Raw genomic sequence first — 14317 nt, 5'->3', positions numbered from 1 at the left:
CATGAGCCTCTTCATCACTTGCCCGGTCCAGAGCGTCGAGCGCGCGACCGCCTTCTACACCGCCATCGGGTGGACCCTCAACGCCGAGATGTCCGACCACAACGTCTCGTGCTTCCAGATCGCGCCCGAGCAGTACGTCATGCTCGGCAGCCGCGAGATGTACGCGAGCGTCGGCGGCGTCGAGTCGGTCATCGGCGGTCCCGACACCCCGTCGAAGGTCACGGTCTCGTTCGACCTCGGCAGCCGCGAGGCGGTCGACGAGCTCGTCGAGCGCGCCGGCGCCGCGGGCGGCCGGATCGGCGACACCGACGACTACCCCTTCATGTACCAGCGCCAGTTCGACGACCCGGACGGCTACCACTACTCGCCGTTCTGGATGAAGCCGGACGCAGCCCCCGACGCGTGAGCGACCTCGCGGCCGCCCTCGAGGTCCTGGGAGCGCGCTGGGCGCTGCGGATCGTCGAGCGGCTGCTCGACGGGCCGCAGCGCTATGGCGACCTGCAGCGCGACCTCGGGGTGCCGACGAACATGCTCGCGACCCGGCTGCGCGAGCTCGAGGAGGCCGGCGTGCTGGCCCGGCTCCCGCTGACGCACAACACCAGGGCCTACGCGCTCACCGAGCGCGGGCTCGCCCTGCGGGCGGCGATCGACGCGCTCGGGCGCTGGGGCGCCGAGCTCGACTAGCTCGGCGCCTTGTCAGCGCTGGTTCAGCCCTGGGCGGGCGGCGTCGAGCCGCCGGAGCGGCTGCGCCGGCGACGGCGGCGCGTGGGCGACGCGTTGCCGTCGTGGTGCTCATTGCCGCCGCCGTCGTGCGTGCCGCGCCCCTCGGCGACCGGCGCATCCGTCGTCGGGGCAGCGCCCTCGGCGCCGCGGCCGCGTCCGCCGCGGCTGCGGCGTCGGCCGCCCTCGCTGCGCTCGCCGTCGCTGCTGCGCTGGCTGTCGCCGCTGCGCTGGCCCTCGCCGCCGCGGCCGCGCTCGGAGCGGCCGCCGGGGGCGACGCCCTCGCGCTTCGCCTCCTTGTTGGGAGGCGTCGCGTGCAGGCGGCCCTTCACGCCCTGCGGGATCTTCAGGTCGGTGTAGAGGTGCGGGCTCGACGAGTACGTCTCGACCGGCTCGGGGCGACCGAACTCCAGCGCGCGGTCGATGACCGACCACTTGTGGAGGTCCTCCCAGTCCACGAAGGTCACGGCGATGCCGGTGCGACCGGCGCGGCCGGTGCGGCCGACGCGGTGCAGGTACGCCATCTCGTCCTCGGGGATGGTGTGGTTGATGACGTGCGTCACGTCGTCGACGTCGATGCCGCGGGCGGCGACGTCGGTGGCGATGAGCACATCCTTCTTGCCGGCCTTGAACGACGCCATGGCGCGCTCGCGCGCCTCCTGGCTCATGTCGCCGTGCACGGCCGCGGCCTGGAAGCCGCGGTCGATGAGCTCCTCGGTGATGCGCGCGGCGGCGCGCTTCGTGCGGGTGAAGACCACGGTCTTGCCGCGGCCCTCGGCCTGCAGGATGCGCGCGATGACCTCGTCCTTGTCGAGCGCGTGCGCCCGGTAGACGACGTGCTCGATGTTGGCCTGCGCGATGGTGTCGTCAACGTCGGTCGCGCGGATGTGCAGCGGGCGCGCCATGAAGCGGCGGGCGAGCGCGACGACCGGTCCCGGCATGGTGGCCGAGAACAGCATCGTGTGCCGCACCGCCGGCACCTTCGAGAAGATCTTCTCGACGTCCGGCAGGAAGCCCAGGTCGAGCATCTTGTCGGCCTCGTCGAGCACGATCTCCTTGACGTTGGAGAGGTCGAGGATGCGCTGCTGCGAGAGGTCGAGGAGGCGGCCGGGCGTGCCGACGACGATCTGCGCGCCGGCCTTCAGCTGCTCGATCTGGCCCTCGTAGGCCTTGCCGCCGTAGATGGAGACGATGGTCGTCGGACGGTTGGAGGTGATGATCTCCATGTCCTCGGTCACCTGCACGGCGAGCTCGCGCGTGGGGACGACGATGAGCGCCTGGACGCCGGCGGGCGGCTCCGCACCGAGCCGCTGCGCGAGGGGGAGGCCGAACGCGAAGGTCTTGCCGGTGCCGGTCTTCGCCTGGCCGATGATGTCCTGGCCGGAGAGCGCGAGCGGGATCGTCTGCGTCTGGATGGGGAAGGGCTCGAGGATGCCGCGGTCGGCGAGCGCCTGGACCATGTCGGCATCGATGTTGAGGTCTTGGAAAGTCAAGGGAGTGTTCCGCCTGTTCGGGTTGCTCCGACCAGCCTACCCGCGGCATGCGTGGGCGGGGTGTTCCGCGCCCCTAGACTCCTCAGCGTGGTGAAGTGGTTCGACCGGACGCCGCGCGACGTCACGCGCCAGCTGCTCCGTCAGCATCGCGTGCCGGTCGTGGGCGACCGCGTGCTGCTCTCGGACGTGCGTCCCGCGCTCGTGCCCTTCGTCGGCCAGGCGCTCGGGCTCGAGCTCGAGCTCGTCGCGAAGGCCGGCCGCGTGCTCGCGGAGGCGCCCTCGCTCGAGTCGCGCGTCGCGCTCGCGGAGGTCGTCCGCATCCACGCCGCCCGCGCAGGAGCGTTCGCGCACATCCTCGAGGGCGAGCACGTCGACGCGGAGGAGGCGATGCGCCCCTTCGCCGAGACGACCCGCTCGTTCGCCGACGCGATCGCCGGCGCCGACTGGTACGAGCAGGTGCTCGCGCTGCACGTCGCGAGCGGGCTGCTCGTCGACTTCTTCGTCTCGATCGCGCCCGGACTGCCGGAGGACGACCAGGACGCCATGCTGCGCGCGCTGCGCAGCGAGTCCACGCATCCGCACCTCGTGCACCTGCTGCAGCGGGCGATCGTCGCGACGCCGCGGCTCTCCGACCGGCTGGCCGTGTGGGGCCGCCGGATCGTCGGGGATGCGCTGCTGCAGATGTACCTGGCGGTCAACGGCCCCGACGACTCCGGTCGGGCGGTGCCAAGCCAGCCGCGGCTCGAGCCGGCGTTCAACGACATCGTCGCGTCGCACACCCGCCGCATGGACGAGCTGGGCCTCACGGCCTGAGCGCCTGGCCGAGCGGGTCAGGCCGCGCGGGTCAGCTGCGCGAGGTAGGCGGCGTCGGCCCGCTCGCGGCGCGGGGGGAGCACGCGCGGCAGCACGAGCGCCACGGCGAGCGCCGCCGCGAGGCTCGCGATCCAGAGCCAGCCGTTGTCGTTCGCGAGCCCTGCGAGCCGGAGGATCGTCCAGACGATGCCGGCGGCCGCGGCGGAGGCGGCGGGGTTGAGGAAGAGCCCCACCCATTGCCTGCCGGGCAGCAGGTACCGCGCGGTCAGGCCGATCGCCGCGCCGATGACCATCGGCACCAGGACGAGGATGGGCATCAGGCCACGAAGCCGATCTTGCGCGTCGTCTCGCTGCCGATCTCGACGTAGGCGATCTGCGCGCTCGGCACGAGGTACCGGCGGCCCTTCGCGTCGTCGAGGGTGAGGTGACCGGCGCCGAGCGCGGCGATGACGGCGGACTCGATCTCCTGCGCCGTCTGCGCCGAGTCGAACGCGATCTCGCGGGGCGAGTCCTTGATGCCGATGCGGATGTCCATGGCCTCAGGATAGGCGATGCCGGCCGGGCGATCGGCCGCGTCCGCCGAGGGCGAAGCGCCGCCGCCCGGAGCGGCTCCCGGCCGTGTCGGCGGCCGCCGCTACCGTGGCGTCGTGCTCGACCTGCTGCCCCTCGCCGATGCGATCGCCGACCTGCCCGAGGCACCCGGCGCCGAGCCCGTCGCCCCGGCCGGCGCGGGCCTCGACGCCTCGCAGCGCGCCGTGCTCGCGCTCGACGGGCGGTCCTCCGCGATCGTGCTCGGCGTCGCGGGCTCCGGCAAGACGACGACGCTCGTCGAGCTCGCCGCCGACCGGCTCGCGCGGGGCCTCGACCCGGCATCGCTGCTCGTCGTCGCGGGCTCCCGGCAGGCGGCGACCGCGCTCCGCGACCGGCTCGCGCAGCGCACCGCGCTCGTCACGCCCGGGCCGCTCGCGCGCTCGATGCCGTCGTTCGCGCACGCGCTGCTGAGCGCCGCGGCCCTCGCCGACGAGCGGCCCGTGCCGCAGCTGCTCTCGGGCGCCGAGCAGGACCGCATCATCGCCGCCATGCTCGCCGGCCACGCCGACGATGCCGCGGCCGGCATCGCGACCGGCCCCGAGTGGCCGCCGCACCTGCACGACGAGGTCCGCGAGCAGGCGGGCTTCCGCGCCGAGCTGCGCGAGCTGCTCGCCGCCGCGCAGGAGCGGGGGATGGACGCCGCCGACCTCGCCGCGCTCGCGGCGGCGCGCGAGGTGCCCGAGTGGGCCGCCGCCGCGCAGTTCCTCGACGAGTTCGAGCGGCTCCAGCGGCTCGAGCGCCGCGGCGCCGAGGCGATGACGGCCGCGTCGCTCCTGCGCCGCGCCGCGACGGCGATCGCCGAGACGACGGTGCCGCTCCCGAGCCTCGTGCTCGTCGACGACGCGCAGGAGCTCACCGAGGGGGCCGTCGTCGTGCTCGAGGCGCTCCGGTCGCGCGGGGCGACGGTGATCGCCTTCGGCGACCCCGACACGACCACCGGCGGCTTCCGCGGCGCCGACCCCGCGCTGCTCGCCGCGCTGCCCGCCCGGCTCGGCTTCGCGCGCGAGCCAGGGCACCGGCTCGAGCTGGCGGTCGACCACCGCCACGGGGCGCGGGTGCGCGCCTTCCTCGCGGCGTCGGTCGAGGGGATCGGCACCGCGGGCGCCGGCACGCACCGTCGCGCCGCCCCGCGCGTGACGGCGGGCGACGACGAGCTCGAGCTGCACCTCGCGCAGTCGATCGACGAGCAGGCGCGCCGCATCGCGCGGCTCATCCACGAGCGCCGCGCGCGCGGCGTCGCATTCGACGACATCGCCGTCATCGCCCGCACCGGGCGGGCGGCCGCCGAGATGGGGTCGCTGCTCTCGGCGCTCGAGGTGCCCGTCGCCTCCGGCGGACCCACGCGGCTGCGCGAGACCGAGGTCGTCGAGGCCCTCGTGCGCGTGCTCGCCGTCGCGACGGGGCGCCGCGAGCTCGACGCGCAGCTCGCCGAGGAGCTGCTGCGCAGCGACCTGCTCGGGCTCGACGCGCTCGCGGTGCGGCGGCTCAAGCGCGCGCTCCGGCACCGCATCGTCGCGGCGGGCGGCGAGGTGCACGTCGCGGGCGCCGAGCTCGTGCGCGCCGCGATCGCGGCCGCCGTCGCCGGCGACCCGGCGCAGCTCGAGGGGCTCGCCGACGCGCGGCAGGGCGCCGCGGCCGCGCGGCGGCTCGCGCGCATGCTCGCCGACGCCGGCACATTGCTCGGCGCGACCGACCCGGCGGGCGCCGACCGCGTGCTGTGGGCGGTGTGGAGCGCCGCGGGCGTCGCCGAGGGCTGGCGGCGCGCCGCGCTCGGCGGCACGACGGTCGAGCGCGCGCTCGCGAACCGCCGGCTCGACGCCGTCGTGGCGCTCTTCGACCAGGTGGCACGGCTCATCGAGCGCCGGCCCGACGCCGACACGGGTGCGTTCGTCGACGCGTGGCTCGCGTCGAGCGTCGACGACGACTCGCTCGCGGCGCGCGCCGAGCGCTCTCGCGTGGCGATCGGCACCCCCGGCCAGCTCGTCGGGCGCGAGCTCGACACCGTGATCGTCGCCGGCCTGCAGGACGGCGTCTGGCCCAACCTGCGGCCCCGCGGCTCGCTGCTCGGCGCGAACCGCCTCGACGGCGACCCGAGCGAGGACGCCCGCGCCGGCGTGCTCCACGACGAGCTCCGCACGTTCGTCAAGACAGTCGCGAGCGCGCGCGCCGCCGTGCTGCTGACGGCGGTCGCGAGCGAGGACGAGCAGCCCTCGCCCTTCGTCGGCGGCATCGACCCCGAGCCCGCCCCGGGCAGGGACGACGGCTGGCACTCCCTGCGCTCCCTCGTCGCGAGCCTGCGACGGCGCGTGGTCGAGCGCCGGCCCGATGCCGAGCAGGCCGCGTCGGCGCTCCGGCGGCTCGCCGACGCCGGCGTGCCGGGTGCCGCGCCCGACGAGTGGGCGGGCCTCGCGGAGGTCACGACCACCGAGCGGCTCGACGCGAGCGAGCAGGTGCGCGTGAGCCCCTCGGCGCTGCAGGGCCTCGTCGAGTGCGAGCTCTCGTGGGTCGTGGGCCGCATCGCCGGCAGCACCTCCAACCGGGCGGCGGCGCTCGGCACGATCGTGCACGACGCGGTCGAGCACGTCGACGCGACCGACGCGGCCGCGATCGAGGCGGCCGTCGACGCCCGCTTCGCCGAGCTCGCCCACCCCTCCGAGTGGGAGGCGGCCCAGCAGCGCGAGGAGGTCGTGCCGATGGCGGGCGCGCTCGCGGGCTACTTCCAGGTGCTGCGCGGCGCGGGCTGGACCATCGAGCGCGACGAGCGCGAAGCGCGCTTCTCGGTCGAGGTCGACGGCGCGGTCCTCTCCGGGGCGATCGACTGGATCGAGCACGGACCGTCGGGGGAGGTGCGCATCGTCGACCTCAAGACCGGCAAGCGCGTGCCGAAGGAGGTGCCCGGCCTCGGCAACCTCCAGCTGCGCGCCTACCAGCTCGCCGTCGCGCTCGGCGGCATCGAGGGCATCGAGGCGGGCGGCCGCACGTCCGCGCGGCTCGTGATGCCGAAGCTCGCGCGGCGCGACAAGACGGTCGACTCCGAGCCGTTCGACGAGGTGGCCGATGCGTTCCGCGCGCACATCCGCTCGGCCATCGACACCATGGGCGGCGCGACGTTCGTGGCGCGGCCCGAGCTGCACTGCAGCGGCGACTACAGCTTCGGCCAGTGCGCCATCCACGTCATCCCGGAGGTCACCGAGTGATCAGCGCCATCGAGATCACCGAGGCGATCGCCGCCGTGCACGGGAGGGCGCCGCAGCGCCCGACCGAGGAGCAGATCGCGGTCATCCAGGCTCCGGAGGAGCCCACGCTCGTGGTCGCGGGCGCGGGCAGCGGCAAGACCCACACGATGGCGCAGCGCGTGCTGTGGCTCGTCGCGAACGGCAGCGTCGCGCCCGACGAGGTGCTCGGCCTGACCTTCACCCGCAAGGCGGCGCGCGAGCTCGGGGACCGGCTGACCGCCGAGCTGCGCGCGCTCGGCGAGGCAGGGCTCGTCGACCCCGAGGTGGCCGCGACCCGTCGGCCCGTGGTGCAGACCTACAACTCCTTCGCGAGCGCGCTGTTCCGAGAGTGGGCGCTGCTGATCGGGCGCGATCCCGAGTCGGAGGTGCTCACCGACCCCGCCGCGTTCCTGCTCGCCCTGCGGGTCGCGCGCGCCTCCGACGACCTCCGGCTCGCCGCCCTCGGCCGCGCCGAGACCGTCGCCGACCGCGTCGTGCAGCTCGCCGGCACGCTCGGCGACCACCGCGTCTCGACCGACGAGCTGCGGCGCGGTCACTACCCGCAGGGCTTCCAAGCGCTCCGGGCGCTGCCGACCGCCGACGAGCCGAAGACCTTCCGCGCGGCGCACGCGAAGGCGATCGCGCAGGACGTCGAGCGGGTCTCGAGCCTCGATCCGCTCGCCGACCTCGTCGACGCGTTCGACGACGCGAAGCGGCGCCGCGGCGCCGTGCAGTTCAGCGACCAGGTGCGGCTCGCGCTCGATGCCGTGAGCGCGCACGCCGGTGCCGTCGACGAGCTGCGCGCCCGCCACCGCGCGGTGCTGCTCGACGAGTTCCAGGACACCTCGGTGCTGCAGTTGCAGCTGATCCACGCGCTGTTCGACGGCTCGCCGGTGATGGCGGTGGGCGATCCCAACCAGGCGATCTACGGCTTCCGCGGCGCGAGCGCCGGCACGCTCGCGCTCTTCGCGCAGCGCTTCCGGGTCGAGCGCACGCTCACGCTCTCGACGAGCTGGCGCAACGACGAGGACGTGCTGCGGCTCGCGCACGCCGTCGCGACCCGGCTGCCCGAGCAGCCCGGCGTGCCCGTCAGGCGGCTCGCGGCGCGCGACGGTGCCGGCCCCGGCGACGTCGTCGTGCGGCACCTGCCGACGATCGAGGACGAGTCGCGCGAGCTCGCGGGGTGGCTGCGCTCCCACGGCGCGGGCGTCGCGGGCTCCGAGACCACCGCGGCCGTGCTCGTGCGCTCGCACGCGCAGGGCATCGAGCTCACGCGGGCGCTCCGCACCGAGGGCATCCGCGTGTTCCGCTCGGGCGGCGGCGGGCTGCTCGACGAGCCGGAGGTCGTCGACCTCGTCGCCGCGCTGCGCGTGCTCGGCCGGCCGGAGGAGGGGTCGAGCCTCGTGCGGCTGCTCAGCGGCAGCCGCTGGCGCGTCGGCGTCGCCGACCTCGCGGCGCTCCAGCGGCGCGCGTCGATGCTCGCGAAGGCCGGGCTGAGCGACGAGCAGCGCAGCGCCGACCGGGGCGCGATCGCGCCGGAGGCGCACGTGTCGATCGTCGACGCGCTCGACGAGCTCGTCGACGTCCCGCGGCTCGAGGGCGCCACCGACGCGGGGCTCGCGCGCATGCGGGAGGCCGGCGCGCTGCTGCGCGAGCTGCGCCGCCGCGCCGGGATGCCGCTGCCGGAGCTCGTGCGGAGCGTCGAGCAGGCGCTCCGGCTCGACATCGAGGTCGCGGCGAAGCGCCCGCACGCGCACGGCGCGCTCGACGCCTTCGCGCGCGAGGTGCAGGCGTTCACCGCTGCCGACGAGCGCGGCTCGCTCGAGGCGTTCCTCACCTACCTCGACGTGCTCGAGGCGGGGCGCGGCCCCGACGTGCCGGAGCCCGAGCCCGAGCCCGGCTGGGTGCAGGTGCTCACGATGCACGCCTCGAAGGGGCTCGAGTGGGACGTCGTGGCGCTGCCGCGGCTCGCCGCCGCGAAGCAGGACGACCAGCCGCTCGGCTGGCTCACGCACGCCACGCTGCCCTACCCGCTGCGGGGCGACGCCGACCTGCTGCCGCGGCTCGAGTGGCGGGGCCACGCGACCCAGCTCGACTACGCGACGGCGCGCGAGCGGTTCCTCGAGGCGCTCTGGGACCACTTCCAGTCGGAGGAGGACCGGCTCGCGTACGTCGGCGTCACCCGCGCCCGGCGCGCGCTGTGGCTCTCCGGTGCCCAGTGGTACGGCATGGCGCGCACCCCCGCGAAGCCGAAGCGTCTCCTCGAGCTCGCCGCGGGCGCGATGGGCGCCGAGCTGCTCGAGCCGCCCGCGAAGGGCGCCGAGAACCCGCTCGGCGACCGCAGCCCCTCGCTCGCGTGGCCGGTCGACCCCCTGGGTCCGAGGCGGGCGGCGATCGAGGCCGCCGCGGCCGCCGTCCGGGCGGCGGATGCGTCGGCGCCGACGCCGTGGGACGACGCCATCGCGCTGCTGCTCGCCGACCGCTCGGCCGCGCCGCTCGCCCTCCCGACGCGCATCGCCGCATCCGGCTTCAAGGACTGGGCGGCCGACCCGGTCGCGGTCGCGCAGCAGATCGCGCGGCCGATGCCGCAGGAGCCGTTCGCGGCGACCAGGCTCGGCACGCTCTTCCACGGCTGGGTGGAGCGGCGCGGCAGCGCGATCGGCCTCGGCGACGCCGTCGACGACGAGGCGCTCGACGAGGAGCTCGTGGGCATCGACGCCGACCGGCTCGACCGGCTCAAGCGCACCTTCCTCGCCTCGCCCTACGGTGACCGCGAGCCGGCCGAGACCGAGCTCGAGATCCACCTGCCGCTCGCCGGCACGACGGTCGTGTGCAAGATCGACGCCGTCTACCGCGACGGCGAGCGGGCGACGGTCGTCGACTGGAAGACGGGCAGGCTGCCCTCCGGCGACGCCGACCTCGAGGCGCGGCAGCTGCAGCTCGCGCTCTACCGCGCCGCCTACGCGGCGCACGCGGGGCTCGACCCCGACCTGGTCGACGCGGAGCTCTACTTCGTCGAGCACGACCGCGTCGTGCGGCCGTCGCGCATCGAGTCGCTCGCCGAGCTCGAGGACCGCTGGCTGCGGGCGCAGCGGGCGGTCGCGGCGGCGTCAGCGGTCGGCTGAGGGCGCGCGGTCCGCGTAGTCGTCGCTCGCGCCGTCGACCGGTCCGGTCTCGCCGAGGTACTGCTGCACGCCGGTGAGGTCCATCGTCTCGGGCTGGCTCGCCGCGATCGCGGCGCCCGGGTCGCGGTCAACGCGCTGCACGAGCGACGCGAGCATGCCGGATGCGTCGTCGACGACGGATCGGTCGCCCGAGTCGACGCCGTGCAGCAGCCAGCGGGCCACGTCGAGCTCGGCGTGCAGCATCGCGCGCTGGCGCAGCTGCCGGTCGCCGATGCCGCGCGCCGCGGCGTGCGCGTCGAACGCCTCGTCGACGCTGCCGAACTCGTTCGAGCCGAGCAGGAACGCGAGGTCGCGCGCGGGGTCGCCGACGGCGAGCGCGTGCCAGCCGTCGATCCCGACGACCCGCGCGCCCTCGACGCGGAAGGCGGGCGCCTGCAGGTCGCCGTGCACGAGCGCGGGCTTGAACTGCCAGAGCCGGTCGTCCGAGAGGGCGCCCTCCCAGCGCTCGAGCAGCGCCGCCGGCACCGAGCCGGTCGCCGCCGCGCGGTCGAAGGTGTCGAGCAGCCGCTGCCGCAGCGCCTGCGCGGTCTCGTGCGGCAGGCCGGCGTCGGCGGCGACGGACGTCGGCAGCTCGTGGATCGCCGCGATCGCCTGGCCGACGCTCGTGGCGAGGCCGGGGCGGGCGGGGGAGATGTCCTGCAGCCGCATCGTCGCGCCGCCCAGCCGGGTGAGCACGAAGAGGGTCGAGCGGCCCGCCTCGGCGGTGCCGAGCGCCGACGGCACCTCGAACGGCAGGCGCGAGCGGGTCGCGAGCGTGAGCGCCGCGAGCGCGGCGGCGTGGGCCTGCGCGGTGCGGAGCGCCGCGACCGAGCGGGGGAGCACGACCTGCACGGTCTCGCCGTCGGCGAGGCGCGCGGCGACGACCGAGCGGTGCTCGTCGGAGCCGTCCTCGGTCGCGCCGACCACCGTCAGGCCGTCGACGGCGGTGGTGGCGAGCGCGGCTAGAGTGAAGGGGTTCGTGCTCATGGATGCCAGGCTAGGCCGCCCTCGACCGTCGGGGGCCGCGCCACGCGACGGAGGTGACGTGCAGGTTCCCCCGCTCGCCCGATCGGCGCTCGACCGCGACCACGCGTCCCGGCTCGCGCCGGATGCGGTCGACCGCGCCCTCGAGGACCCCTCGACCCGCATCATCGCGGTCGCCGGCGATCGTGCCCCGGTGCGCGACGGCGCGCTCGTGCGGTTCGCGCCGGACGCGCTGCCCGCCGCCGACGTCGAGCCGCTCGTGCCGCTCAGCTGGCTCGGCCGCGCCGTCGGCGCCGACGGCGCGTACGGCGGCGCGATCCTGTCGATGCTCGTCGCCGAGCCCTTCGACGTGCCCGGCGCAGAGTGGCGCTCGCTCCGCGAGGTGGGTGCCGACCTCGACGACGCCGACGCCGGCGCGCTCGTGCAGGCGGTCGCGCTCGGCGTCTGGCAGCGCGAGAGCCACCACAGCCCGATCGACGGCAGCCCAGCCGACTTCGAGGAGTCTGGCTGGGTGCGCCGCGACGCGAACGGCGGCGCCCACTTCCCGCGCACCGACCCCGCCGTGATCGTGGCGATCCACGACCGGGCCGACGAGCGCATCCTGCTCGGGCACAACGCGGCGTGGCCCGAGGGCCGCTACTCGCTCATCGCGGGCTTCGTCGACCCGGGCGAGTCGCTCGAGGCCGCCGTCGTCCGCGAGGTGCGGGAGGAGACGGGGCTCGAGGTCGTCGAGCCGCACTACCTCGGCTCGCAGCCGTGGCCGTTCCCGCGCAGCCTCATGATCGGCTTCGAGTGCGTCGCCGACGACCCGGGCACGATCCGCCCCGACGGCGTCGAGATCCTCGACGTCCGCTGGTTCACGCGCGACGAGCTGCGGGCGGGCGCCGTGCAGCTGCCGGGCCGCACCTCGATCGCGTCGTGGATCCTCGACGCCTGGCTCGCGCGCGGCGCCCGACCCGCGTGACCGATCGCGTGCTGACCGACGCCGACCGCATCCTCGCCGGCCTCGACGAGCAGCAGCGCCAGGCGGCGACGACGCTCGGCGGCCCCGTCGCGATCCTCGCCGGCGCCGGCACCGGCAAGACGCGGGCGATCACGCATCGCATCGCCTACGGCGTCGCGACCGGCGAGCAGGCCGAGCACGCCTCGCTCGCGCTCACGTTCACGAGCCGGGCGGCGGGGGAGATGCGCACGCGGCTCGCGCGCCTCGGTGCCGGCGGGGTGCAGGCGCGCACGTTCCACGCGGCGGCGCTCGCCCAGCTGTCGCACTTCTGGCCGCGGCTCACCGGCTCCGCGATGCCGCGGCTGCTGCCGCAGAAGGCGTCGCTGCTCGCCGACGCCGCGGCGCAGCTGCGCCTGCGGCTGCCGACGGCGCAGCTGCGCGACGCGGCCGGCGAGATCGAGTGGCGCAAGTCGCAGGCGATGACGATGGAGGACTACGGGCTGCAGGCCCGCATCCGCCCGATGCCGACGGGCATCGCCCCCGACGCGATGATCGACCTCCACATGGCGTACGAGCGCGTGAAGGACGAGCGGCGGCAGATCGACTTCGAGGACGTGCTGCTCGCGACCACCGGCATGCTCGAGCGGGAGCCCGTGGTCGCCGACGAGGTGCGATCCCGCTACCGCCACTTCACCGTCGACGAGTACCAGGACGTCTCGCCCATGCAGCAGCGGCTGCTCGCCGCGTGGCTCGGCGAGCGGCGCGACGTGTGCGTGGTCGGCGACCCGAGCCAGACCATCTACTCCTTCGCCGGCGCCGACCCGGCGAGCCTCAACCGCTTCGTCCACGACCACCCGGACGCCGAGGTCGTGCGGCTCGAGCGGTCGTACCGCTCGACCGCGGCGATCGTCGGCTGCGCGAACCGGCTCATGCGCGGGCGCGACGCGCTCACCCTCACGGCCGCGTCGGGCGAGCCGGGGCGGGAGCCGAGCGCGACCGTGCACGGCAACGACTCCGCCGAGGCCGCCGCGGTCGCCGCCGCGTGCCGCGCGCAGGTCGACGCGGGCGCCGACCCGGGCGACATCGCGGTGCTCACCCGCTTCCACGCGCAGGCGGGGCTGCTCGAGCAGGCGCTCGCGGGCGTCGGGCTGTCGTCCACGGTGCGCGGATCGACGCGGTTCTTCGAGATACCCGTCGTGAAGCGCGCCGTGCTCATGCTGCGGAGCGCGCCCGCCGACGGCAGGCCGGTGTTCCAGGCGGTCGCCGACATCGTCATGGGGCTCGGCTACTCCGCCTCGCCGCCCGCGACCCACGGCGAGGAGCGCGCCCAGTGGGATGCGCTGCACGCGCTCGTCACGCTCGCCGAGGAGGCGGGCGGCACCGACCTCCCCGGCTTCGCGCGCGACCTCGAGCGGCGCGCGGCGACGGAGCACGAGCCGACGCTCGCGGCCGTGACGATCGCGACGATCCACGCCGCCAAGGGCCTCGAGTGGCCGCACGTGCACGTGATCGGGCTCGCGGAGGGGCTGCTGCCGGTCTCGCACGCGACGACGCTCGCCGAGATCGACGAGGAGCGCCGACTGCTCTACGTCGCCATCACCCGCGCGCAGCGGTCGCTCTCGCTGACCTGGGCGCGCCACTCCGGGCACGCCGTCAGGCAGCCATCGCGGTTCCTGGCCGAGATCGGTGGGGGCAGCGCGCCCGGGAGCGCCGCAGCGCGCTGACCGCGGCGTCGCGCTGCCGGATGCGCGCGCCCCAGCCCGCGGGCAGCGCCTCGTCGGCCGCCCGGCGGAGGGCGCCGAGCACCGTGACGATGGTCTGCGCCGCCGCGATCGCGCTCGGCACGGGCGTGAGGTGGCCGGGGAGCAGGGCGTCGCCGTCCAGGCGCGTGGCGTCCTGCCGGGCGCAGCCAGCGCATCCGGCGCCCGCGGGCACGAACGGCCCGACCTGCACCCAGACGTCGCCGACCACGACGGGCAGGTGCGCGAGCCCCGACGCCGCGAGCCGCTCGAGCTCCGCGTCCGGCAGCCGCCACGCCGCCACCGGCAGCACGAGCCCGTCGTCGCGCGCGGGATGGCCCGACAGCCGCGCGGCGCGGTGCAGCGCGTCGGCGAGCGGGATGCGGCCGCGCACGCGCACCCCGAGCGTGGGCGGCGCGGGCTCGAGCGCCGGGCCCACCGCGCGCAGCAGCACGGCGGCCGGCTCGTCGCCCAGCAGGTGCTCGAGCTCGCGGCGCACGACCCCGCGCGTCAGCGCCGCGATGCCGAGGAGCGTGGGGTCGTCCGCGGCGAGCTCGGCGACCGGCTGCTGCGCGCCGATCATGATGCGATCGGGCGCGCTGCGGAAGACGGCGAGGTGCGGATCGAGGCGCAGCATGGCGGCATGGTGCGCCCA

At 75.8% G+C, this 14317-nt stretch carries 12 protein-coding genes; 7 read left to right on the top strand and 5 right to left on the bottom strand.

Going from position 1 to position 14317, the window contains the following annotated elements; translation table 11 throughout:
- The first annotated feature begins 1 nt into the window (after position 1).
- Complete coding sequence (locus tag ACVWW9_RS00600; protein WP_354259782.1) at positions 2-406, top strand: VOC family protein; 405 nt, start codon at positions 2-4, stop codon at positions 404-406.
- A complete protein-coding gene (locus ACVWW9_RS00595; protein ID WP_456513976.1) occupies positions 403-684 on the top strand; it encodes a winged helix-turn-helix transcriptional regulator in 282 nt (93 codons plus the stop codon). Before ACVWW9_RS00600 ends, ACVWW9_RS00595 begins: the two co-directional genes overlap by 4 nt.
- Before the next feature lie 23 nt (positions 685-707).
- Here ACVWW9_RS00595 and ACVWW9_RS00590 read toward each other — a convergent pair whose 3' ends face one another.
- Positions 708-2213 (bottom strand): DEAD/DEAH box helicase, encoded by a 1506-nt coding sequence (locus ACVWW9_RS00590; protein ID WP_354259788.1) that lies wholly within the window; start codon positions 2211-2213, stop codon positions 708-710.
- A gap of 87 nt (positions 2214-2300) precedes the next feature.
- On the opposite strand from ACVWW9_RS00590, the gene ACVWW9_RS00585 reads away from it, so the two are divergent.
- Positions 2301-3026, top strand: coding sequence for a ferritin-like fold-containing protein (locus ACVWW9_RS00585; protein WP_354259791.1), 726 nt, complete (start codon positions 2301-2303; stop codon positions 3024-3026).
- A gap of 17 nt (positions 3027-3043) precedes the next feature.
- Here the strand turns inward: ACVWW9_RS00585 and ACVWW9_RS00580 are convergent, their stop codons facing one another.
- Both ACVWW9_RS00580 and ACVWW9_RS00575 read right to left on the bottom strand, forming a co-directional pair.
- On the bottom strand, positions 3044-3343 hold the full coding sequence (locus ACVWW9_RS00580) for a hypothetical protein (protein WP_354259794.1): 300 nt from the start codon (positions 3341-3343) through the stop codon (positions 3044-3046).
- Positions 3343-3561 carry a DUF3107 domain-containing protein gene (locus ACVWW9_RS00575; RefSeq protein ID WP_123698315.1) on the bottom strand — a complete coding sequence of 73 codons (219 nt, stop codon included), beginning with the start codon at positions 3559-3561 and terminating at the stop codon, positions 3343-3345. Before ACVWW9_RS00575 ends, ACVWW9_RS00580 begins: the two co-directional genes overlap by 1 nt.
- 112 nt (positions 3562-3673) lie before the next feature.
- Here ACVWW9_RS00575 and ACVWW9_RS00570 point away from each other — a divergent pair, with 112 nt between their 5' ends.
- On the top strand, positions 3674-6814 hold the full coding sequence (locus tag ACVWW9_RS00570) for a PD-(D/E)XK nuclease family protein (protein WP_456513975.1): 3141 nt from the start codon (positions 3674-3676) through the stop codon (positions 6812-6814).
- On the top strand, positions 6811-9957 hold the full coding sequence (locus ACVWW9_RS00565) for a UvrD-helicase domain-containing protein (protein ID WP_456513974.1): 3147 nt from the start codon (positions 6811-6813) through the stop codon (positions 9955-9957). Before ACVWW9_RS00570 ends, ACVWW9_RS00565 begins: the two co-directional genes overlap by 4 nt.
- Here ACVWW9_RS00565 and ACVWW9_RS00560 read toward each other — a convergent pair.
- Positions 9943-10983: a phosphotransferase gene (locus tag ACVWW9_RS00560; protein ID WP_456513973.1), complete on the bottom strand. Its 1041-nt coding sequence runs from the start codon at positions 10981-10983 to the stop codon at positions 9943-9945. The two genes, ACVWW9_RS00565 and ACVWW9_RS00560, sit on opposite strands and share 15 nt — an antisense overlap.
- 58 nt (positions 10984-11041) lie before the next feature.
- Between ACVWW9_RS00560 and nudC the strand changes: the two genes are divergently transcribed.
- Entirely contained in the window at positions 11042-11944 is a 903-nt protein-coding gene (gene nudC, locus ACVWW9_RS00555) for an NAD(+) diphosphatase (protein ID WP_456513972.1), read from the top strand.
- Positions 11899-13647, top strand: coding sequence for an ATP-dependent helicase (locus ACVWW9_RS00550; RefSeq protein ID WP_456513971.1), 1749 nt, complete (start codon positions 11899-11901; stop codon positions 13645-13647). The genes nudC and ACVWW9_RS00550 overlap by 46 nt, the downstream gene beginning before the upstream one ends.
- On the opposite strand, the gene ACVWW9_RS00545 is transcribed toward ACVWW9_RS00550, so the two are convergent.
- Positions 13577-14299, bottom strand: coding sequence for a hypothetical protein (locus ACVWW9_RS00545; RefSeq protein WP_456513970.1), 723 nt, complete (start codon positions 14297-14299; stop codon positions 13577-13579). The two genes, ACVWW9_RS00550 and ACVWW9_RS00545, sit on opposite strands and share 71 nt — an antisense overlap.
- Positions 14300-14317 lie beyond the last annotated feature (18 nt).

This window comes from Agrococcus sp. UYP33 (genome assembly GCF_054060915.1).
Note: the sequence above shows the minus strand (reverse complement) of the source record. Positions and strands in the feature narration are given on the sequence as shown.

Coding starts and splice junctions, on each gene's coding strand:
- ACVWW9_RS00560 (WP_456513973.1), bottom strand. CDS start 10,983: ATGAGCACGAACCCCTTCACTCTAGCCGCGCTCGCCACCACCGCCGTC.
- ACVWW9_RS00600 (WP_354259782.1), top strand. CDS start 2: ATGAGCCTCTTCATCACTTGCCCGGTCCAGAGCGTCGAGCGCGCGACC.
- ACVWW9_RS00580 (WP_354259794.1), bottom strand. CDS start 3,343: ATGCCCATCCTCGTCCTGGTGCCGATGGTCATCGGCGCGGCGATCGGC.
- ACVWW9_RS00545 (WP_456513970.1), bottom strand. CDS start 14,299: ATGCTGCGCCTCGATCCGCACCTCGCCGTCTTCCGCAGCGCGCCCGAT.
- ACVWW9_RS00575 (WP_123698315.1), bottom strand. CDS start 3,561: ATGGACATCCGCATCGGCATCAAGGACTCGCCCCGCGAGATCGCGTTC.